At 71.2% G+C, this 19,547-nt stretch carries 22 protein-coding genes and 1 pseudogene; 7 read left to right on the forward strand and 16 right to left on the reverse strand.

Features of this window, described 5'->3' with window-relative positions:
• Positions 1-243, forward strand: a 243-nt coding sequence (locus ACSLTV_RS32390; RefSeq protein ID WP_435613408.1) for a response regulator transcription factor, incomplete at its 5' end; no start/stop codon positions are given.
• A gap of 70 nt (positions 244-313) precedes the next feature.
• Here the strand turns inward: ACSLTV_RS32390 and ACSLTV_RS32395 are convergent.
• The 5 genes and pseudogenes from ACSLTV_RS32395 to ACSLTV_RS32415 form a co-directional block, all read right to left on the reverse strand.
• Positions 314-628: pseudogene (locus ACSLTV_RS32395) on the reverse strand (aldo/keto reductase); the annotation flags it as partial.
• 55 nt (positions 629-683) lie between these two features.
• Entirely contained in the window at positions 684-3,077 is a 2,394-nt protein-coding gene (locus tag ACSLTV_RS32400) for a beta-glucosidase family protein (protein WP_435613409.1), read from the reverse strand.
• The gene (locus ACSLTV_RS32405; protein ID WP_432139618.1) at positions 3,074-3,892 is read right to left on the reverse strand and encodes a carbohydrate ABC transporter permease; all 819 of its coding nucleotides are present in this window, start codon (positions 3,890-3,892) and stop codon (positions 3,074-3,076) included. Before ACSLTV_RS32405 ends, ACSLTV_RS32400 begins: the two co-directional genes overlap by 4 nt.
• On the reverse strand, positions 3,889-4,845 hold the full coding sequence (locus ACSLTV_RS32410) for a carbohydrate ABC transporter permease (protein WP_435613410.1): 957 nt from the start codon (positions 4,843-4,845) through the stop codon (positions 3,889-3,891). The genes ACSLTV_RS32405 and ACSLTV_RS32410 overlap by 4 nt, the downstream gene beginning before the upstream one ends.
• A gap of 5 nt (positions 4,846-4,850) precedes the next feature.
• The gene (locus ACSLTV_RS32415; protein WP_432139620.1) at positions 4,851-6,152 is read right to left on the reverse strand and encodes an ABC transporter substrate-binding protein; all 1,302 of its coding nucleotides are present in this window, start codon (positions 6,150-6,152) and stop codon (positions 4,851-4,853) included.
• 147 nt (positions 6,153-6,299) lie between these two features.
• Between ACSLTV_RS32415 and ACSLTV_RS32420 the strand changes: the two genes are divergently transcribed.
• On the forward strand, positions 6,300-7,328 hold the full coding sequence (locus tag ACSLTV_RS32420) for a LacI family DNA-binding transcriptional regulator (protein ID WP_432139621.1): 1,029 nt from the start codon (positions 6,300-6,302) through the stop codon (positions 7,326-7,328).
• Between the two features lie 82 nt (positions 7,329-7,410).
• Here the strand turns inward: ACSLTV_RS32420 and ACSLTV_RS32425 are convergent, their stop codons facing one another.
• Positions 7,411-8,232 carry a restriction endonuclease gene (locus ACSLTV_RS32425; protein ID WP_435613411.1) on the reverse strand — a complete coding sequence of 274 codons (822 nt, stop codon included), beginning with the start codon at positions 8,230-8,232 and terminating at the stop codon, positions 7,411-7,413.
• Between the two features lie 182 nt (positions 8,233-8,414).
• On the opposite strand from ACSLTV_RS32425, the gene ACSLTV_RS32430 reads away from it, so the two are divergent.
• Entirely contained in the window at positions 8,415-8,855 is a 441-nt protein-coding gene (locus ACSLTV_RS32430) for an OsmC family protein (RefSeq protein ID WP_432139623.1), read from the forward strand.
• 124 nt (positions 8,856-8,979) lie between these two features.
• Entirely contained in the window at positions 8,980-9,909 is a 930-nt protein-coding gene (locus ACSLTV_RS32435) for an amidohydrolase family protein (protein ID WP_432139624.1), read from the forward strand.
• Positions 9,910-10,058: 149 nt separating this feature from the next.
• Here ACSLTV_RS32435 and ACSLTV_RS32440 read toward each other — a convergent pair whose 3' ends face one another.
• The 3 genes from ACSLTV_RS32440 to ACSLTV_RS32450 form a co-directional block, all read right to left on the reverse strand.
• Complete coding sequence (locus ACSLTV_RS32440; protein WP_432139625.1) at positions 10,059-10,730, reverse strand: DUF2278 family protein; 672 nt, start codon at positions 10,728-10,730, stop codon at positions 10,059-10,061.
• Between the two features lie 165 nt (positions 10,731-10,895).
• Positions 10,896-11,042 (reverse strand): hypothetical protein, encoded by a 147-nt coding sequence (locus ACSLTV_RS32445; RefSeq protein ID WP_432139626.1) that lies wholly within the window; start codon positions 11,040-11,042, stop codon positions 10,896-10,898.
• A gap of 264 nt (positions 11,043-11,306) precedes the next feature.
• Positions 11,307-12,125, reverse strand: coding sequence for an SAM-dependent methyltransferase (locus ACSLTV_RS32450; RefSeq protein WP_435613412.1), 819 nt, complete (start codon positions 12,123-12,125; stop codon positions 11,307-11,309).
• A gap of 93 nt (positions 12,126-12,218) precedes the next feature.
• Between ACSLTV_RS32450 and ACSLTV_RS32455 the strand changes: the two genes are divergently transcribed.
• Both ACSLTV_RS32455 and ACSLTV_RS32460 read left to right on the forward strand, forming a co-directional pair.
• On the forward strand, positions 12,219-12,371 hold the full coding sequence (locus ACSLTV_RS32455) for a hypothetical protein (RefSeq protein ID WP_435613413.1): 153 nt from the start codon (positions 12,219-12,221) through the stop codon (positions 12,369-12,371).
• Between the two features lie 149 nt (positions 12,372-12,520).
• On the forward strand, positions 12,521-13,123 hold the full coding sequence (locus ACSLTV_RS32460) for a GOLPH3/VPS74 family protein (RefSeq protein ID WP_432158678.1): 603 nt from the start codon (positions 12,521-12,523) through the stop codon (positions 13,121-13,123).
• 422 nt (positions 13,124-13,545) lie between these two features.
• On the opposite strand, the gene ACSLTV_RS32465 is transcribed toward ACSLTV_RS32460, so the two are convergent.
• Positions 13,546-14,121, reverse strand: coding sequence for a TetR/AcrR family transcriptional regulator (locus ACSLTV_RS32465; protein ID WP_432139630.1), 576 nt, complete (start codon positions 14,119-14,121; stop codon positions 13,546-13,548).
• Between the two features lie 53 nt (positions 14,122-14,174).
• Here ACSLTV_RS32465 and ACSLTV_RS32470 point away from each other — a divergent pair, with 53 nt between their 5' ends.
• Positions 14,175-14,996 carry an SDR family NAD(P)-dependent oxidoreductase gene (locus ACSLTV_RS32470; protein ID WP_432139631.1) on the forward strand — a complete coding sequence of 274 codons (822 nt, stop codon included), beginning with the start codon at positions 14,175-14,177 and terminating at the stop codon, positions 14,994-14,996.
• 244 nt (positions 14,997-15,240) lie between these two features.
• Here ACSLTV_RS32470 and ACSLTV_RS32475 read toward each other — a convergent pair whose 3' ends face one another.
• From ACSLTV_RS32475 to ACSLTV_RS32500, 6 genes are all read right to left on the reverse strand, one after another.
• Positions 15,241-15,732 carry a Gmad2 immunoglobulin-like domain-containing protein gene (locus ACSLTV_RS32475; protein WP_432139632.1) on the reverse strand — a complete coding sequence of 164 codons (492 nt, stop codon included), beginning with the start codon at positions 15,730-15,732 and terminating at the stop codon, positions 15,241-15,243.
• Between the two features lie 264 nt (positions 15,733-15,996).
• Positions 15,997-17,022 (reverse strand): Gfo/Idh/MocA family protein, encoded by a 1,026-nt coding sequence (locus ACSLTV_RS32480; RefSeq protein WP_432139633.1) that lies wholly within the window; start codon positions 17,020-17,022, stop codon positions 15,997-15,999.
• Positions 17,019-18,035 (reverse strand): Gfo/Idh/MocA family protein, encoded by a 1,017-nt coding sequence (locus ACSLTV_RS32485; protein WP_435613414.1) that lies wholly within the window; start codon positions 18,033-18,035, stop codon positions 17,019-17,021. The genes ACSLTV_RS32480 and ACSLTV_RS32485 overlap by 4 nt, the downstream gene beginning before the upstream one ends.
• Positions 18,032-18,796, reverse strand: a complete 765-nt coding sequence (locus ACSLTV_RS32490) for an HAD family hydrolase (RefSeq protein ID WP_432139635.1) — start codon at positions 18,794-18,796, stop codon at positions 18,032-18,034. The genes ACSLTV_RS32485 and ACSLTV_RS32490 overlap by 4 nt, the downstream gene beginning before the upstream one ends.
• Positions 18,793-19,257 carry a PTS sugar transporter subunit IIA gene (locus ACSLTV_RS32495; RefSeq protein WP_432139636.1) on the reverse strand — a complete coding sequence of 155 codons (465 nt, stop codon included), beginning with the start codon at positions 19,255-19,257 and terminating at the stop codon, positions 18,793-18,795. Before ACSLTV_RS32495 ends, ACSLTV_RS32490 begins: the two co-directional genes overlap by 4 nt.
• Positions 19,254-19,502, reverse strand: coding sequence for a glucose PTS transporter subunit EIIB (locus ACSLTV_RS32500; RefSeq protein ID WP_432139637.1), 249 nt, complete (start codon positions 19,500-19,502; stop codon positions 19,254-19,256). Before ACSLTV_RS32500 ends, ACSLTV_RS32495 begins: the two co-directional genes overlap by 4 nt.
• Positions 19,503-19,547: the final 45 nt, after the last annotated feature.

Genomic DNA, 19,547 nt, shown 5'->3' on the forward strand with positions numbered 1-19,547 from the left:
GTAGATGCATTGGCGTCCCGCCCCCCCGCGCAACCGATCTCACCGGTGACACCCCGTGAGGAAGAGGTACTGCTCGCCGTCGCCCGGGGACTGACCAACACCGAGATCGCCGACTGCCTGCACATCAGCCTGAGCACGGTGAAGACACATCTGGCGAGTCTGATGGCCAAGCTCGGTGCCCGTAACCGAGTGGAGATCGCGATGTGGGCCTACGAGACCCGCAGAATCCTCCCCGGAAACTGATCCGCGCGAGACGGGCGGAGGCCCTGCCGACGCCGCCCGGGATCACGGCCAGGGCCGGGGGAGAGGCGGCTCAGGTGTCCCCGCCGAGGCTCGACATGAACGCGGGCGGGTAGCGGTCGCCGCGCGCAGCGCCCGGCGGCACCGCCTTCTCGGTCTCCACGAGATCGTCCGCCGTGAGGACCAGGTCCATCGCGGGCAGCGCCTCGTCCAGCCGCTCACGGGTTCGAGCCCCGACCAGTGGGACGAGGTCGTCACCCTGTGCGGCCACCCAGGCGATGGCGAGTTGGGCGACCGTGCACCCCTTGGCGTCGGCGACCCGGCGCAGTGCCTCCACGAGGGCGAGGTTGTGTTCCACGTTCCCGCGCGAGAACCGCGGGCCGGCGGCGGAAGTCCCTTCCGCCGCCGGCCCGCCGTCTCCCCTGGAGGCGCGGTCCCAGGTCCTACGCCGTCGCCGCGACGGCACCCTCCTCGAACAGCGCGTGGAAGCGCCGGGTGTGGTCCACGTGACGCAGCGGACCGTGCAGCGTGACACGTGCCGTCAGGCGGGCGTCGGCGCTGGAGGCGGACAGCCGCAGCTCCAGCTCGCCGGGCTCCACCACGCGCCGGCCGTCGCGGCCGGTGAACGAGGCGAGGTCGGCCGGGACGTTCACCCGGATCCGGCGGGACTCGCCGGCCCGCAGCACCACACGGGTGAAACCCACGAGCCGCTGCACCGGCTGGACCACGGACGCCACCGGGTCGTGCAGGTAGAGCTGGACCACCTCGGCGCCCGGACGCTCACCGGCGTTGCGGACGGTGAACGCGAGGGTCACCTCGCCGTCCGTCGGGGCCGTGTCGGCATCGACCGTCAGGTCGCTCCACACGAACCGGGTGTAGGAGAGCCCGTGTCCGAAGGGGAACGCCGCCGTCGGGTCGACGTTGGAGACCTCGCTGGCCTGCGCGAGCCGCGCACCGAGGTACGTCGACGGCTGGGTGCCCGTGCCGTGGGGCACGCTGACCGGCAGCCGCCCGGAGGGGTTGACCCTGCCGCTCAGCACCCCGGCGAGGGCCGGGGTGCCCTCGGCGCCGGGGAAGAACGACTGCACGATCGCGGCCGACTCCTCCACCGCCCGGCCGAGCGCGTAGGGCCGCCCGGAGAGCAGCACGGTCACCACGGGGGTGCCCGAGTCCAGCAGCGCGTCGAGGAGCTGCTGCTGGGCCCCGGGCAGGGCCAGTGATTCCACGTCGCATCCCTCGCCGCTGGTGCCGCGCCCGAACAGCCCGGCCCGGTCGCCGAGGACGGCCACCACCACGTCGGCGTCGCGCGCGGCCGCCACCGCTTCCGCGAGGTGGGCGGTGTCGCCGTCGTCGATGCCGGTGCCGCGTGCCACGGTCAGCTCCGCGTCGGGGAACTCGAGTCCGAGGCTCTCGCGCAGCGTGGGCAGTGCGATGCCCGCGGGCGTCCCGGGGTGGTGCACGCCGACGTGCTGCGGGAAGGAGTAGCAGCCCAGTACGGCGGTGGCGGCTTCGGCGTTGGGGCCGACCAGGGCGATGCGGGATGGTGCGGCGAGCGGCAGGATGCCGTCGTTGCGCAGCAGCACCACCGCCTCCTCGGCGATCGTGCGGGCCAGTTCCCGGTTGGCGGGGCTGTCCAGGTCGACCGTGCCGCGCAGCGTGTCGGGGTCGTCCGTGCCGGCCCCGGCCAGCGCCGGAGGCACCGGGCTCCAGTCCCGGTCGAGCAGACCGAGCCGCGTCTTCTGGGCGAGCACGCGGCGCAGCGCGCGGTCGATCAGGGCCTCGGGGACGCGTCCGGCGCGCACGGCCTCGGCCAGGGGCGCTCCGAACGTCTTGACGGTGGGCAGCTCCACGTCGACCCCGGCCTGCAGGGCGGTGCCCGCCGCGTCGGCCCAGTCGCCGGCCAGTCCGTGCAGGATCCGGAGGAACGCGATGCCGAAGTAGTCGGCGACGACCGTGCCCTCGAAGCCCCACGTGTCGCGCAGCAGTCCGGTCAGCAGGGCTTCGTCCGCCGCCGACGGCAGCCCGTCGGTGTCGGTGTAGGCGTGCATGACGGAGCGTGCGCCGCCCTCGCGCACGGCCATCTCGAACGGCGGCAGCAGCACGTCGGCGAGTTCGCGCGGCCCGGCGCTCACCGGGGCGAGGTTGCGCCCGGCGCGGGAGGCGGAATAGCCGACGAAGTGCTTGAGGGTGGCGACGATCCCGGCGGACTCAAGGCCCTGCACGTAGGCGGTACCGATACTGCCCACCAGGTACGGGTCCTCGCCGATGGTCTCCTCCACGCGGCCCCAGCGGGCGTCGCGCACCACGTCGAGGACCGGCGCGAGCCCCTGGTGAACACCGACGGCGCGCATGTCACGGCCGATCGCGGCGGCCATCCGGCGGATGAGGCCGGGGTCGAAGGAGGCTCCCCAGGACAGCGGCACGGGGTAGGCGGTGGCCTGCCAGGTGGCGAAGCCCGCCAGGCATTCCTCGTGGGCCACGGCCGGGATGCCGAAGCGGTTGGCGGCGGCGATCCGCGCCTGGGTGCGCATCAGCGACAGCGCGCCGAGCGCCGGGTCGACGGGCGCGGTGCCGAAGGGACGGGTCAGCTGGCCCAGCCCGGCCGGCAGCAGGGCGTCGAGGTCGACGGCGTCGTCCATGTCGTGCTGGTGCGGGGCGACTTCGCCGCCCTCGGCGGAGGCGCCGACCCACACGCCGTACAGCTGGGCGATCTTCTCGTCGAGGGTCATGGCCTCGATCAGCGCCGATACCCGGGTGTCGGTGTCGTGGGCGGAATCGTTCCACAGGGGGGTCTGCGGGGTTTCGGGGGTGGTCTCAACGGCCACGTTGTGGGTCACTTTCCTCCGACGCCCATCAGACCCTGGACCAGGGCGCGACGGGCGAACAGGTAGACGAGAAGGACGGGCACCATGGACAGCGTCACCGCGCCCAGCAGGCCGGGGATGTCGACGCCGTGCTCGGTCTGGAAGTTGTACAGGCCGAGCGTGACGACCTTGGTGGAGTCGGACTGGGTCAGGACCAGGGGGAACAGGAAGCCGTTCCACGCCTGCAGGGCGGAGAACACCACGATGGTGGACAGTCCGCCCCGGGACAGGGGCAGCACCAGCTGGAAGAACATCCGCCACGGGGTGGCGCCGTCCACCGCCATCGCCTCGAACAGCTCGGGAGCGATGTCGCGCATGGCGCCGCTGAGGATCAGCGCCGACATCGGCAGGCAGAACGCCGCCGTCGGCAGGATGACGCCGAGCAGGTTGTCGTACAGCCCGGCCTCGCTGATCAGGTAGAACATCGGGACGATGACCGCCTGCGCGGGGATCGCGAGGCCCAGCAGGAACAGGCGGAAGATCTGCGAGGTGACCCGGCTGCGGCTGCGCACGATGGCGTACGCGAGCGGCGGCACCAGGGCCAGCACGATGGCCACCACGCACACGGTGACCAGCAGGGTGTTGAAGAAGTACCGCCCGAAGCCCGAGTCGAAGGCGCCGGTGTAGTTGTGCAGGGTGAAGGTGTCCGGCCAGGACACCGGGCCCTTCTTGGCGTAGTCCTCGCGGGTGCGCAGGGTCGCCGCGAGCAGCACGTACAGCGGCATGCCGACGAAGAGCAGCCACACCAGCGATCCGGCGCCGGCCAGGTAGTTGGGGCGGCGCCTCATGACACACCCTCCATGGAACTGCGCATCTTGTCGTAGCCGGAGACACGCACGACGATCAGGGAGATGACGGTGGCCGCCACGACCAGGCAGAGCGCGATCGCCGAGCCGGCGCCGAAGTCGAAGCTCTTGAACGCCTTTTGGTACATGTAGTAGGCGCTGATCGTGGTGTCGGTGCCCGGACCGCCCTGGGTGAGGATCAGAACGGTCTCGAAGGTGGTGAGCCCGCCGACGATCATGAGGATCATCGAGGTGATCATCGAGTTGCGCAGCTGCGGCAGGGTGATGTGGAAGAACTGCCGGTAGCGCCCGGCACCGTCGATCTCGGCGGCCTGGTACAGGACCTGGGGAATGGCGCGCGCGGCGCCCTGGTAGATCAGCGTGTGGAACGGCGTGAACTGCCAGGTGCTCACGAACGCCAGCACGCCGATCGCGGTGGTCTGCTCTCCGAACAGGTTGCCGTCACCGAACAGCCAGGTGGCTCGCGCGGGGATGCCGAAGTTGGGGTCGAGCAGCGCCCGCCACAGCACGGAGACCGCGGTGGCGGACAGCAGCAGCGGGATGAAGTAGATCGCGGAGAGAACCGCACGGTTGCGCTGCTGGCCGGCGGCCCACACGCCGAGCAGGATGCTGAGCGGGGTCTGGATGGCGACACCGAGCGCGGTCAGCAGCAGGGTGAGCCAGATGCTCTTGATCATCACCGGGTCGTCGAGGATCCGGTTCCAGTTGTCCGTACCGACCCACCGGGGTGAGCCGAGGCCGTTCCAGCTCATGAACGACAGCACCGCCACCATGATCAGCGGCGCGACGGCGAAGAGGGCGAAGAACAGGGTGGCGGGCAGCGTCCAGACGAAGCCCGGGCGCCCGACCAGGGCGGCGGAGGAGCCCTCCGGCCGCCGCCGGACCTCCTTGCGGGTCCCGGCGGCGGTGGGAGCACTCTTGGTCTGAGTGGTCATGGGTGTCATTCGGTGGGCAGGGCCTGCATGGCCTTGATGAATCCGTCGGCGTCCAGCTGGCCGTTGAAGAACTGCTGCACGGCCTGGTGCATGGGCGTGCTCGCGGCCGGCGGGTAGGCCTGGTCCCACGAGAGCTGGAACGACGGGGCCGCGGCGACCAGGTCGTACTGGAAGCGCGAGTACTCGGGGCTGGCCGAGGTGTCCAGGAACTTCGGCACGTTCGTCGTGGTGGGCAGGTTGCCGATGGCCATCTGCGCCTTGACGAACTCGTCGGAGTACATCAGCTTCAGGAACTGCTGCACGGCCTCGGGGTGCTTGGTCTTCTTCAGCACCGAGTAGAAGTTGTTGGTGTTGCCGACGACGTCGTCCGGGTCGCCCTTGCCGTCGGCGAGTGTCGGGAAGGTGGAGTAGCCGAGGCCCTTGGCCGCGAACTCCTTGGCGTCCGTCTGCTGCTGGGAGTAGTACCAGGAGCCCATCAGCTCGAACGCCGCCTTGCCGGAGGCGACCAGCGCCGGGGAGGCGCCGTTGGTGTACTTCACCGAGTCGTAGTTGGTGCCGAAGGCCCCGGCGTCCACCAGCTCCTTGATCTTGCCGAGGGCCTTCTTGCTGTCCTCGCTCGCCCAGGCGTCCTTGTCGCCCTCCAGAGCCTTCTGGAACAGCTCGGGACCGGCGACACGGTCGTAGAGGTACTCGAACCACATCAGCGTCGGCCACTGGTCACCGCCGCCGAGGGCGATCGGGGTGACGCCCTCCTTCTTGAGCTTCGTGACCGCGGTGAGCAGGTCGTCCCAGGTCTTGGGCGGCTGCACGCCGGCCTTGTCGAGGACGTTCTTGTTGTGGAAGAGCAGCACCGGCTGGGTGCCGCGCATCGGTATGCCGTAGGCCTTGTCGTCGATCACGGCGCTGTTGAACACCGAGGGCAGGAACTTGTCCTTGAGGTTCGGGTCCTTGGCGATGAAGTCGTCGAGCGGCATCAGCAGGTCGGCCTTGACGAACGGCTGGATGCTGCCGCCGCCCCAGTTGAAGAAGACGTCCGGCGCCTGTGGCGTGCCGATGATCGTCTGCAGCTTCTGCTGGTAGTCGGCACCGGGGATGGTGTCGAGCACGGCCTTGACGTCCGACGTCTTGTTGAAGGTGTCCACGATCTGCTTCTCGACCTTGTTGCTGGCGTCGCCGTAGACCAGGATGTGGATCTTCCCGTCGTTCGACGAACCGCTGCCGCTGCCCCCGCAGGCCGTCAGGCTCACAGCCATGGCGAGGGTGGCGCCGCAGGCGAGCAGTCCGTGCAACCGCGTGCGTGTCTTCATCGTCCGCCTTTCGAAAATTTCGGCAGCATTGCCGAAAGTCCATGCGGACGGACAGTAGGGTGCGACGCGATGTCTGGTCAATGACCTTGCTGGCACGCATCCAAAGCGTTATCCCCGCTCGTGACGCAGTGGCCTATCCTGCCCTGCATGTACGGTGACGACGATGGGGTGGGCGAGGGGCGTGTGACCCTCGCGACGGTGGCCCGAAAGGCAGGAGTATCACTTCCGACTGTTTCGAAGGTGCTGAACGGGCGGGCGGACGTCTCCCGGACGACACGCGCCAAGGTGGAACACCTCCTGCGGTCCCAGGGCTACCGCCGCCGCCCGTCCGGCCCTTCTCACGCCCCCCTCGTCGAGCTGGTCTTCCACGAACTGGAGAGCGTGTGGGCCGTCGAGCTCATCCTCGGCGCGGAGAACATCGCCAAGGCGAACGGCGCGACGGTCGTCCTCACCGAGAGCGGCACCCGCCAGGCGCCCGCCGAGGACTGGATCGAGGGGGTGCTCAGGCGGCGGCCGCTCGGCGTCGTCCTGGTCTTCTCCACGCTCCCCGAGCCGGTCAAGCGCCGGCTGCGCTCCCACGACATCCCCTTCGTCATCATCGACCCCGCCGGAGACCCCGACCCCGATGTTCCCTCGGTCGGCTCGGCCAACTGGTCGGGCGGACTCGCCGCCACCCGCCACCTCACCGAACGCGGACACCGGCGCGTCGCCGTGATCACCGGACCCGAGGACCTGATGTGCTCCCTGGCCCGCCTCGACGGCTACCGCTCCGCCATGGCCATGGCCGGTCTGGACGCCGACCCCGCCCTCGTCCGGTACGGCGACTTCCACGTCCACAGCGGCTTCGGCCACGCCATGGACCTGCTCGCACTCCCCGACCCGCCCACAGCGATCTTCGCCGGCAGCGACCTGCAGGCCCTCGGTGTCCTGCAGGCGGCGCGCCTACGGGGCCTGAGCGTCCCGCGGGACCTCTCCGTGGTCGGCTACGACGACGTCTCCCTCGCCCAGTGGGCCAGCCCGCCCCTCACCACGATCCACCAGCCCCTGCGCCACATGGCCGAGGAAGCGACCCGCATGCTCCTTCAGCCGGTGACCCCCGGCCGCGCGGCCCAGCGGATCGAACTGGCCACGAGACTGGTGGTGCGCCAGACGACCGCCGCCCCGGTACGGCGGTGACATCGCCGGCGCACCCCGACCGCTGCGAGGCGGGCCGCCGGTGCGGGGAGGCGTCCTTCCTGTGGCGCTGTGCCACGGGCGTTCAGCCGGCCGGGATCTCCTGCCAGGGCGACGGCGCCGTGCCCGCGGCCCATGCGCACAGCGCTTCCTCGTCGACGCAGACGATGCCGCACTGCTCCGCGTACTCGAGCGCGGGCTGCGTGAAACCGCTGGTCGTGACGAGGAGGGCGAGGTCGGCGCCGTGGACGGCGAAGCAGGTACCGCCGAAACGCTGGAGGTCCTGGGAACCGACGTTGTTCCCGTCGCCGTATCGCTTGCACTGGATCACCAGCCGACGCCCGTCCGGGGTGTTGGCCACCACGTCGGCCCCCAAGTCCCCGGCGCCACCCACGACTTCGACGCCCGTGCAGCCGTCGCGTCCGCACAGGGCGGCTATCTCCGCCTCGAATAGCGCGGGGTCCTCGGCCGGACCCGGCTCTTCTTCCTCCCCCGTCACCGGATCGGTGGCCGGGCACGGCTCCTCTTCCTCCCGCGGGGCGGGGAGAACGACGTCCGGGCAGGGTTCCTCAGGGACACCCGTCCGCGTTCCGGCCGGGGCGGGCGGCGCGTCGAAGGCGTCCACGGCCGTGTGTGCCGCCTGTTCCAGTGTCTCGGTGGCGTGCCGTGCGAGGCGGGAGGGGGAGAGCCTGCGGCGGCGGTGTATCCAGCGCAGGAGGAGGGCGGCGCCCACGCCGGCGAGCGCGAGGACCCACTCGGGCCGGTGCTCGAACGCCCTCGCCATCGCTCGCACGACTGCTCCGGCCAGCGCGATGAGGAGGGCGAGCAGCGCGAAGAAGGCGGCCGTGACGCGCAGACTGAAGCGCGGCTCACGCTTTGGTCCTGTGGGACGAACGGGCTGGCTCATCGTGGTGGTACCTCCCCGGATTGCCGACGTGTGCGACCTCCCGTCTGCCCGAGATCGCGAACTTCAACGCGGCGCGGGGACGGGGCCGTCTGCGGGTGGTCGGTCGGCACCCGGGGGCCTTCGGCCATGTCCTGCCTCCCGTCGCCGGCGCCCCACGCCGGGACGAGGGCTACTGTCTCGGCATGACCGACAACGACCTGCGCTCCGTCACGGTCGAGCGCACCAGCACCGGCCGCTACGTCGCCACCAACGACCGCGGCGGCACGATCGCCTTCGGCACCGCCTCCGGTCCCGCCGCGGACGCCGGGTTCACCCCGGTCGAACTGCTGCTCGCCGCGCTCGGGGGCTGCACGGCGGTCGACGTGGACGTCGCCACCAGCCGCCACGCCGAGCCGGACGAGTTCCGCGTCACGGCGACCGGCCACAAGACCGGTGACGAGCTCGGCAACCGGCTCACCGGCCTGCGGGTCTCCTTCTCCGTCTCGTTCCCGGACGGCGAAGGGGCCGACCGTGCGCGGGCGATCCTGCCGAGGGCGGTGAAGGCGTCGCACGACCGGCTCTGCACGGTCAGCCGCACGGTGGAGACCGGCACGCCGGTCGCCACGGAGATCGAGGAGGCCTGAGGCCCGCGGCCGGCCCAAAGTTCCCGGCTCCGTCGGCCGGGCTCGGCGGGGTGACGGATCCCTCACCCGCCGACAGCGGTCAGGGGCTGGACCCGGCCCCTGCGCCCAGCCGATCGTGGACGCCATGGACGATCACGCAAGGGCACCCGTCGACCGGGCCGGCCTCGTCGAGGCCGGCCCGGAGGAGGCCTTCGAGGTACGCCGCTTCTCGGCCCGGCTCGGCCTGCCCGGCCTGGTCGACGTGCACACGCACTTCATGCCCGAGCGCGTCCTGCGCAAGGTCTGGGACTACTTCGACAGGCTCGGCCCGCTCACCGGCGGCATCGAGTGGCCGATCACCTACCGGGCCGAGGAGCGGCAACGGGCATCCCTGCTGCGGGAATTCGGCGTCCGCGCCTTCACGGCGATGCTCTACCCGCACAAGCCCGGCATGGCACGGTGGCTGAACGACTGGGCCGTCGGCTTCGCCCGCCGCACCCCGGGCTGCCTGCACACCGCCACCCTCTTTCCCGAGCCGGACGTGCGGGCGTACGTCGGCGAGGCCGTCGAGGCGGGTGCCCGGGTGTTCAAGGCGCACGTCCAGGTGGGGGCGTACGACCCGGCCGACGAACTCCTCGACGGCGCCTGGGGACTGCTGGCCGAGGCCCAGGTCCCCGTGGTGATCCACTGCGGCTCCGGACCCGCCCCCGGCAAGCACACCGGCCCCGAGCCGATCGCCCGCGTCCTGGCCCGCCACCCACGGCTCCGGCTGATCGTGGCCCACATGGGGATGCCCGAGTACGAGGACTTCCTGGGCCTCGCCGAACAGTACGGGCAGGTGCGGCTGGACACGACCATGGCGTTCACCGACTTCGCCGAGCGGCTCGCGCCGTTCCCCCGCCGGGCCCTGCCCCGGCTCACGGACCTCGGCGACCGCATCCTGCTCGGCTCGGACTTCCCCAACATCCCCTACCCGTACCTGCACCAACTCCGCGCACTGGAGCGCCTCGGCCTGGGAGACGACTGGCTGGGCGCGGTGTGTCACGACAACGGGGCACGGCTGTTCGGTCTGTGAGGGGAGCCACGGTGGGGCAGGCCCCGGCGTGACCTGCCCCGGGCCCGCCCGGGGCACACCGGCGCCGTCGTGCTCCCGGCAGGCGTCCGGGCGACGCGTGCAGAGCGGTGACATGTGTCGCGGTCGTTGCCGCCGTTGCGGGCCGTGGCTCAGGTGGGCGGGTGTCCGGCGCCGTCGGTGCGGTCCGCTTGGCTGGAGAACTTGTTGAGGAAGACGTCGTAGCGGCCGTCGGGGCGGTGTGCGATCGTCGCTCCGTCCTGCCAGATGCCGTTCTCCGGCCACCACTGGGAGTCCGCCGGGTCGCCCTGGTTCTGGTGGACGTTGTGCATGCCGAGGTCCGCGTGGGGCCGGTTGTCGAAGGGTTCTCCGAAGACGAGGACGCGCTGCCCGGGCACCAGGATGCCCTCCAGCGCGGTGGCGGCCTCGATGTTGCTGCCGGCGTGCCAGGGCCGTGAGCCGAACAGGTCGAGGAGTTGCTGGAGCCAGGACGGCGGGCGCCGCTCGAACAGGACGCCGGAGCGGTCCACCAGCGCGGGATGGCGCAGGTAGTCCAGGGCGCCGGACTCCGGTCGCCGGTCCAGCTCGTGGTAGCCGGGAGGCAGTGTCACGGCCGGTTCCAGGGCGGCGGCGTCCAGTGTGAAGGTCTTCCACCGCACACCCACACTGGACTTGTGGCTGTCGACGTCGACGGCACAGTGGTAGCGACCGTCGGGCGCGTCCACCTCCATGTTGACGTGGAACCAGCGGCCCTGGTCGTCCGGCTGGTCGCGGTGGTGCCCGTGCAGGGTTCCCGAAAGCACGCCGTAATGGTCGAAAGGCATGCCACCAGTGAACCACCGTGAACGCGCTACGTGGTTCACCGGTGACTTCCGGTGCGGCCCCGGAGTCGAGGCCAAAGGTGCCGGTCCGTCAGGCACCACGCGACGGGAGTGGCGCCGCGCGGGGTGCCGCCGGCCGGCGGGAGCGGCGGCGGCAGCCCCGGCTCGTCACCGGCGGGTGCGCAGCTTGCCCAGGAGCCGCTGGGCCTGGGCGCGTCGGCGCGGATCGGCTGCGGCGCGGCGGGCCCGGTCCATGGTGCGCCGGCCCTGCGGGCTCCGCGCGAACCGCTTGATCTTCTCGAGTACTGCGGACACGTCACTCCTCCCCTCGGATGCCCGGCTTCCGGCCGGGCTGCGTGGGTTCACGGTTACCCCGGAACGGCCGGTCCAGCCCTGCGGAACCGCGGTCGTGCGTCCACCCCGCGATCGGCCGGCACCGCCACAGCGAGGCGAACGCTCCGTCGGCGCGGCTGCGTCCTGGGAAGTGGCGCAGGAGGTGCCACCTGATCCGGGTGTCCGGCCCAGCCCCCGGCATCCGCCTCACCGATGGGCGGGCGGCGCGCGGTCCGGGCCTGCGGGTCAGGGCTTGCGGGCCAGGGCGGCGGCGATCAGGTACTCCCACACGGTCAGTTCGCGCTCGCCGCTGTTCCCCCACGGGGTGTTCGCCGGATCGGGACGCCACAGTGCGGCGGGGACGATACCGGGTTCCAGGATCTCCAGCCCCTCCAGCAGGGAGGCGATCTCGGCGTCGGTGCGCCACCGGCCGCGGCCGAACGTCTGCTGGAGTACCCGCTCGGCCTCCTCCGTCTCCGCGTTGTGGCCGGACCGGAAGTGGCTGACGAAGAAGTAGCTGCCGGAGGGCACCTGTTCGCGCCAGTACCGGACGATGCCCAAGGGGTCCTCGTCGTCGTTCACATGGTGCAGGATCGCGCTGAAGACGACGCCGACGGGACGGTCGAAGTCGATCAGCTGCGTGGTGTCGAGGTGCTTACGAACCTCCTCGGGGTTGCGGACGTCGGCCCTGATGAACCGCGTCCGGTCGTTCTCCTCCAGCAGCGCACGCCCGTGCACCAGAACCTGGGGGTCGGTGTCCACGTAGACGACCCGGGACTCGGGTGCGTGCCGCTGGGCGACCTGGTGCACGTTGTCGGCAGTGGGCAGACCGCTGCCGAGGTCGATGAACTGCCGTACCTCCGAGGTCCTCACGATCTCCGCTATCGCGCGGGTGAGAGCCGAACGGTTGGCGAAGGCGATGGCGACCGATCCGGGCAGATCCCGTTTGAACACATCGCCGATCTCCCTGTCCACGGCGTAGTTGTCCTTGCCGCCCAGGAGATAGTCGTACACCCGGGCGATGCTGGGTTTGGTCGCGTCGATACGGGATCCGTCATCCGTCATGGCCGACATCTTCCCCCGGAACGCCGCCGGTCGGCCAGTCCGGCCAACGGCGGTACGGGACAGGGCCGTCGGCGTGGGGCGGGGGTCATCACCATGCGTCTCGGCGACCTGGTCGTGGTCTCCGACGCCACCCCTGAGCGCCGGTCCCAGCAGCTGAAGGGCGACGTGATCACGTTCCCCGGAGCCGGCACCGCGGGCAACGAGGTGCCGGGCGCCGTCCTGGGCGCCGCCGGCGGCGACACCTGACAGCCGGTGAGCGGGGCGCGACCGGGCCAGGACACGAGGGGTGCGGACCGCGGGCGGGCTTCCCCGGGAAGCGGGCGACGGCGGCGCTACGAGCGGTAGCCTCGGGGACGGCCGCCCCGTCCACAGACCCGGAGTCGCCCATGACCGGCATGACCACTGCACAGGACCTCGCGATCGTCGCCGCCGGCCCGCCGGCCGACCCCACCGTGGAGCAGGGCGACCTGTCGATCGCGCTGGCGGGGGCCGAACTCCTCGACCTCGTGGACCGCGAGGCCGTATCGCTCGACGAGGACCGGATCGTTCCCGGTCCGGCCGCCGAGGACGAGGACCCGCTGCTGCGCGAGGCAGCGTCGCTTCTGGTCCGCCGCACCCCCTACGAGACCGTGGAGGACTGGCTGTGGCGCCGGGGCAACGGCCTGGCCGTCCGCTACCGCGACGCCCTCGCGGCCCAAGGGCTCACGACACCCGCACGCGCGCACCGCACACCGTTCCGCAGGCCCCGGGCGGCCCCGGCCGATTCCGCCGCCCTGGACCGGGCGGCCCGGCGCTGGACATCCGGCGAACCCGTCCTTGCCGGGCTGGCGGCAGCCGCCCGCATCACGGACCCGGCGGACGACACGTCCGTCGGCCTGACGGACGCACAGGCGACCGTGCTGGGCAGCGTGCACCAGGCGATCACGGAACTGGCGGCCGAGCGGCAACGCCGATCCATCGAAGCGGCGGCCTTCGACAACATCTGGCGCGGCAACTGAGCACCGAGCACGAGCCTGCACGCCCTCACCGGCGGAAGCCAAAGGGATGCTCCCCCGATTTTTCGACGCTGAAGATCTTCGACGCCGGAGATCCTCCGGGTGCTGGTCGAAACCAGATGGGAAAAGAGGCCCTCGGCTCACCCAGGTCCGGCCCACCGTGACCCGCCCAGGATCTCCCCGGAGGCCGGTGGAACACATCGAGCCGACTCCCCTCACCGGCACCTGACCGGCGACCCCGGCCTGCTCCGCCGTCCTGCCCTGGTCTGCGCGGGTGGCCGACCACGCCCGGTCACCCCTCTCGTAGGCAGCGACGGCACGGTCGTGTGCCGCGCCCGTCCCCACTCCGCCCCTGCCCCCACGCTCCAGCCCGCCCGCTGCCCCGATGCGGCGCCCTCTGCCCCGGGCCGCGGAAGTGGCGGTGGTCAGGGAACAGAGACGCCGCGGACGATCTGGTCGGTGAGCGCTTCCACGAACGTCGGGTCGGTGGGGTCCTGCCGCGCGGCCGCCCGGCCGAGCACCGCCATCAACGCGGACCCGAGGATGGCGTTCGCGGCATCGGCAGGGCTCTCGAACGTGAAGGCACCCCGGTCCCGGCCTTCGATCAGCAGGTCGCGGAGTGGACGGGCGATGCGGGCGTCGTTGGCCTCGAGCGCCGTGTTCATGCGTCCGGCGGCTCCCAGGGCGCTCAGCAGCCCCGCGCACATTCCCGGGTGGGCCCCCAGGTAGCCGACTATCGCCTTGACGACCGAACGCAGCCGTACATGGGCTGGCGCCGCCGGGGCGACCGCCGCGGCCATCTGCTCCGCCCCCTGGTCGACGTGGGCGGCGAGCAGAAACGCCAGCAGATCCTCCCGCCCGGAGAAGTAGTAGTACAGCGTCGCCCGGGATGCCCCGACCATCCGCGCGACGTCCTCGAGGCGCGGCTCCGCATCGAGCCTGAGTACCTCCTCGCTTGCCCTGAGCAGTCGGTCGGTCAGGTCGGGCGGTGGTGTCTTCATGGTCTTGAGGGTACCCGTTGAGCCGTACCGCGGTTTGGACTACAGTCTAGATCATGGTTCAAACACAATATGTACAGCGATACGGCCCGTGGGCGATCGTCACGGGCGCCTCCTCGGGGATCGGGCAGGCGTTCGCGGAACATCTCGCCCGCCAGGGCATCCACCTCGTCCTGGTCTCCCGGACCACCGACCGGCTGCGGGAACTGGGGAACGCGCTCACCGCAGCGCACGGCGTCCGTCACCGCGTGCTGGCACTCGATCTGGAGGAGCCCGACGCCGCCACGCGCCTCGTCGAGGCGACCGCCGACCTGGACGTCGGTCTGCTCGTCTCGAACGCCGGGGCGGGACGGCCCGGCCTGCTGCTGGAGCAGGATCTGGCGGCACTCCACAAACGCTTCCAGTTGAACGCGGTCTCACATCTCGAACTCGCTCACCACATCGGCCGACGGCTCGTCGCCCGTGGCGGCGGCGGGATACTGCTCGTGGCCGCACTCGGGGGGCACGGGATACCTCACATGGCCCATGACAGCGCCGCCAAGGGCTACGTGCTGAACCTGGGCGAGGCCCTGCACCACGAGTTGAAGGGGGCCGGGGTGGACGTGACCGTGCTCCTTCCCGGGAACGTGGAGACACCGATCATCGACAAGCTGGGGATAGACCGTAAGTGGATGCCCCTGCGCACCCTGCCGGCCGACACCGCGGTCCGCGAGGCGATGCGCGCACTGGCCAAGGGCAGACCCCGGCACGTACCCGGACGCTTGATGCGCAACCTGAGCCGCCTCCTGCCGCGTGCGCTGTCGGTCCGGGTGAACGGCCGGATGCTGGGTCGGGCCGCTCAGGCCCTGCAGACGCGGGAGGCAGGGGCGCGGGCCTGATCGCAGCCGAAGGCGTCGACCTTGCCGGACGCCGCCTTCCGCTCGGTGCGCCCAGGTTCCCGCAGGAGCCGGGCGCCCACGCTGACGCCCGGCGGCCTGGGAGTCCCGACCCGCACGAGCGCCGTACGGCTCGGTCCCCGAGGGACGGTGGGTCATCCGGCCACGATGGACCCGGTGACTCCAGGGACCGGCCGTCCGGTGCTGCGGGCCTTCACGAGCGGAGACGTGGAGGTGCGCGTGACCTTCAGGAACCGATCGGTATCCGCAGCACCTGGCCGGGGACGATCACATCGGGGTCGTCGATCCGGGTCGGATTGGCGCGCACGATGCGGGTGTACAGGGACGCCTCGCCGTAATGGGTCTCGGCGATCGCTGACAGGGTGTCCCCCGACCGCACCGTGTACTCCCGGTAGCCGACATAGTCATCCACGATCCGCGGCGCGTAGATCACGGGAACCGACACCCTGTGGACCTCGCTGCCGTCCTTGGCGCTGACCTCGAAGATCTGCACCAGGAGGCGGTCCCGGCGAAAGTCCGTCCCGCCGACGTCCACTTGAAGCTGGAACGCCGCGTACTCGCCCGTTCCGCCCCCGACCGAGAAGTGGCCGGTGACCTCGTGGTGTCCGTCGGTCACCCGGTAGTGGAGCGTCGCCTCGAAACCCGTGCCGATCCCGCCGATCAGTATCGGGTTGCCCACAAGGTCGAACTCATCGGGCTGTTCGATGGTGTTGGCCATGGTTGATCCCTTTGTCTGTCGATTCCTCCTTCTCCCACCGTCGCAACGGCCTCGCATGCCGGTCAAGTGGCATCGCCCGCCGTGCTTGTGACGCCATGTCGGATCGGTGGCGCCGCCGGAGGGAGGACGCCGCCGCACGCGGGTGACGGCCTCGGTAGATGTTCGGCGAGGACGACCGGAACGTGGCGCGCCTGCCTGGGGCGTGGCGGTCAGCACCCGCGTGTGCCGGGGCAGTCAGCGAACGTCGGCGTGTCCGTGGGACGGTCAGGCCGCCGCGACGGCGGCGGGTTGTCCGGTGATGAGGGATCGGTAGGCGGCGAGGACCACGCGAAGGGTGCGTAGTCCTGCGTGTCCGTCGGGGTGGGGGCGTCGGCCGGTGCGGGCGGCGGTGAGGAAGTGGTTGAGCATGGCGGCGTTGAGGTCGGTGGCGGCGGGTTCCCAGCGGGGTGTGGCGTGAAGGGCGTCGTAGCCGGTGAGAAGGGGCGGGAAGGCGTCGAACTCGGCCAGGGCGGCTTCGGTGACGCAGGTGAGGGTGAGGCCGCCCCAGGTGGGGTGGGTGGCGGGATGGCTCCAACTGCAGTCGATGGTGGCGACCAGGCCTCGGGGATAGGTCAGTGTGATCAGGCCGGCGGTCTCGACGCCTCCCGCCGGCTCATCGGATGCGGGGGAGAGGTGGGTGTTGGCCACGGCGTGGACATGGTCCGGCTGTTCGCCGTCGAGGAGGACGTCGAGGAGGTCCGCGACGTGAACCGTGTGGTCCATGACGGCGCCGCCCCCGGAGAGTGCGGGGTCGGTGAACCAGGAGCGCTCCAGCGCCGGCGGCGAGGAGTTGTTGACGCCGTGGACACTCAGGAGCCGGCCGAGCGAGCCGTCCGCGAGGTTGCGCCGCAGGGAGGTGAAGGCGGGGTGGAAGCGTACGGGGTAGGCGGTCATGAGACTGACGCGGGCGGACTCGCAGGCTTCGATCATGGCCAGGGCGTCCGGTTCGGTGGTGGCCAGCGGTTTTTCGCACAGAATGTGGGCTCCCGCGGCGGCCGCCTGTTCGACGAGGTGCCGGTGGCGGGTGTTCTCGCTGGTGATGATGACGGCGCGGGGCTGTTCGGCGAGGGCTGCTTCATAGCTGGAGCGGTAGGAGACGCCCAGTTCGTCGGCGAGGGCCTGGCCGCGGGTGGGGTCCGCGGGGTCGGCGTCGGGGTCGGCGGTGACGAGCTCGATGTCCGGGCGCTCGTGCAGCAGTCGCACGTAGGTCGCTGCGTGGACATGGGCGAAGGACAGGACGGCGACCTTCATCGGTGGTTCTCCTCCGTGAGGGGATGCGAGTGGGTGTCGTCGACCGCGACGGCCCGACCGGTGGCGGCGGATCGTCGCGCCGCTGCGGAGATGCGGACGGCTGCGACGCCGTCGTGCGCGCTGACCCGAGGGGGTGCGCCACCCTGGAACGCGGCCGCGAACTCGCTGATCTGCATGGCGAACGGGTCCTCACCGAAGCCACCGGTCGGAACACCGTCGCCCTGTGCGGCGGGGCTTCCGCTCACACGCAGCGAGGGGTGGGCGAGGGAATCATGGGTGAGGGTGCCGTGCGTGCCCGCGACGTGGAAGGTGTAGCGGAACGGGGTGGCCGGCGGACCCCAGACGCCCAGGACCTGGGAGATCACGCCCGAATCGTGGGTGAGGGTGGCGCTTCCGGTTGCCACGGGGCCGTCGGGGGCGGTGGGGTTGCCGCGCTGGGTGGCGTGGACGCGGGTGACTTCACCGAAGAGCCAGCGGGCAATGTCGATGTCGTGGAGCATCTGGTCGGTGACGATACCGCCGGAAAGGGCAGGGTCGGCGAACCATTCGCTCCAGGTGGGATAGCGGCCGGCGCGTGTGAAGCGGGCGACGGCCACTCGCCCGAGGGCGCCGGACGTGACGGCGTCACGGAGGCGGACGTACGCGGGGAAGAACCGCACCACATGACCGGGGTAGAGCAGTCGGCCCGCCCGGTGGGCGGCGTCGGCCATGCGCTGGGCGTTCTGCGGCGTCAGGGCGAGTGGCTTCTCGCACAGGACGTGCGCTCCCGCCGAGAATGCGGCGAGGGCGATGTCGTGGTGGGTGGTGGTGGGCGTGCAGATGTCGACGATCGCCGCCCAGCCCAGGGCTTCTTCGAGCGAGGCGGCTTCGGTGAGGCCGAACTCCTCGGCGAGCGGGGCGGCTTGCCCGTCGGTGGAGAAGACTCGGATGCGTGCGCCGAGTGCGATCCAGGCCGGTATGTGCGTACGGGCGATGAATCCGGCGCCGATCACGGCCACGTCGAGTCTGTTCATGCTCGGTTCTCCTCGTCGTTGCTTCGTCCTGCCGCATGGCGTGCTCGAAGGGCGCCGCGGACGCCGCGCACGCGGGCGGAGGTGAGGTCGGGGACGGTCCAGCGCGCTCCGGCGGAGGTGAGGTCGGTCGCGGCGGCGGTGGTGGTGACGCCGACGATGTCCCGTACTCCGGCAGCGACCAGGGCATGGACGCCGGAGGGCGAGTCCTCGAAGGCCAGGCAGTGCTCGGGCCGGGCGCGCAGGGCCGCGCACGCCTTCAGATAGCCCTCCGGGGAGGGTTTGCCCGCGGTGGTGTCCTCGGAGGTGACGACCACGTCGACGAGGTGCCGTACGCCGAGGACCTTGTCGAGGAGATGCTGCGCCCACGGGGCGCCGGCGCTGGTGATGACGGCCACCGGGTACTTCACGCGTAGCTGCTGGATGAGTGCGGCAGCGCCCGGTACGGCCTCGATGCCGTCGGCGTGTTCCAGGGTGAAGGCCGTCATGGCGGAGAGCACGGCTGCGACGTCGGTGCCGGTCCAGGGCCCGGGAACGGCGGCGATGACGTCTCCGGGCCGCCGCCCCATGTAGTGCCGCTCGTAGTCGGAGTCGTTCACCGTGACGCCCCAGCTGTCGAAGAACGCCTGCCAGGCAAGGCGGTGGACCCCTTCACTGAGGACGAGGGTTCCGTCCAGGTCCAGCAGGACTGCCTCGCACCGATCTGCGGTGCCGGAACCGTGCGCACCCGGCCGGCCGGGGGTGCCGCGGCGAGCGGCCGTCACGACGCCGCCCAGCTGAACATCAGGGCCCCGGCACGTATCGGTCCGCCGGCCGACGGCGCCTGCGCCGATCCCGGTGCGCTGTCCAGGACGACGACGGGACAGATGGCGGACAGACCCCGCGCGCGAACCGCGTGAGGGTCGAACGTGATCACGTGCCGGCCGACCTCGACCCGTTCTCCTTCGCTGACGTGCGTGCGGAATCCTTCTCCGTTCAGCCGGACGGTGTCGATGCCCAGGTGTACCAGGACAGCCGCCCCGCCTTCGGCCACGATGACGAACGCGTGCGGGCGCACCACGGTGACCTGGCCGCTGACAGGAGCCGCGACATCGACGGGCCGCCGGGCGTCGGCAGGCTCCACCGCCATTCCCGAACCCACCATCTGAGCGGCGAAGACCGGGTCCGGGACGTTGCCCAGCGCCGCGAGGGTCCCGGACAACGGGGCGTGGACCTCAAGACTCACAGCAGCTCCTTGATGTCCTCGGCCAGCGAGTCCGCCTCCGGGCCCACGACGACCTGTACGACACCGGCCGAGACGAGCACGCCGAGAGCCCCCGCCTTCCTGAGAGCGTCGACGTCGACGGCCTCCGTGTCGCGCACCTCGGTTCGCAGCCTGGTGATGCAGGCCTCGATCTCGGCTATGTTCCCGGTGCCGCCGAGCCCCTCGACGATCAACCGCGCTTTCTTGGACATGTCTGTGCCCCTCATGGATGAGCGTGCCGAACGGCGTCCATCGACCGCCGCAAGCAGAAC

The organism is Streptomyces sp. bgisy159 (assembly GCF_965341775.1).
Classification (GTDB): Bacteria; Actinomycetota; Actinomycetes; order Streptomycetales; family Streptomycetaceae; genus Streptomyces.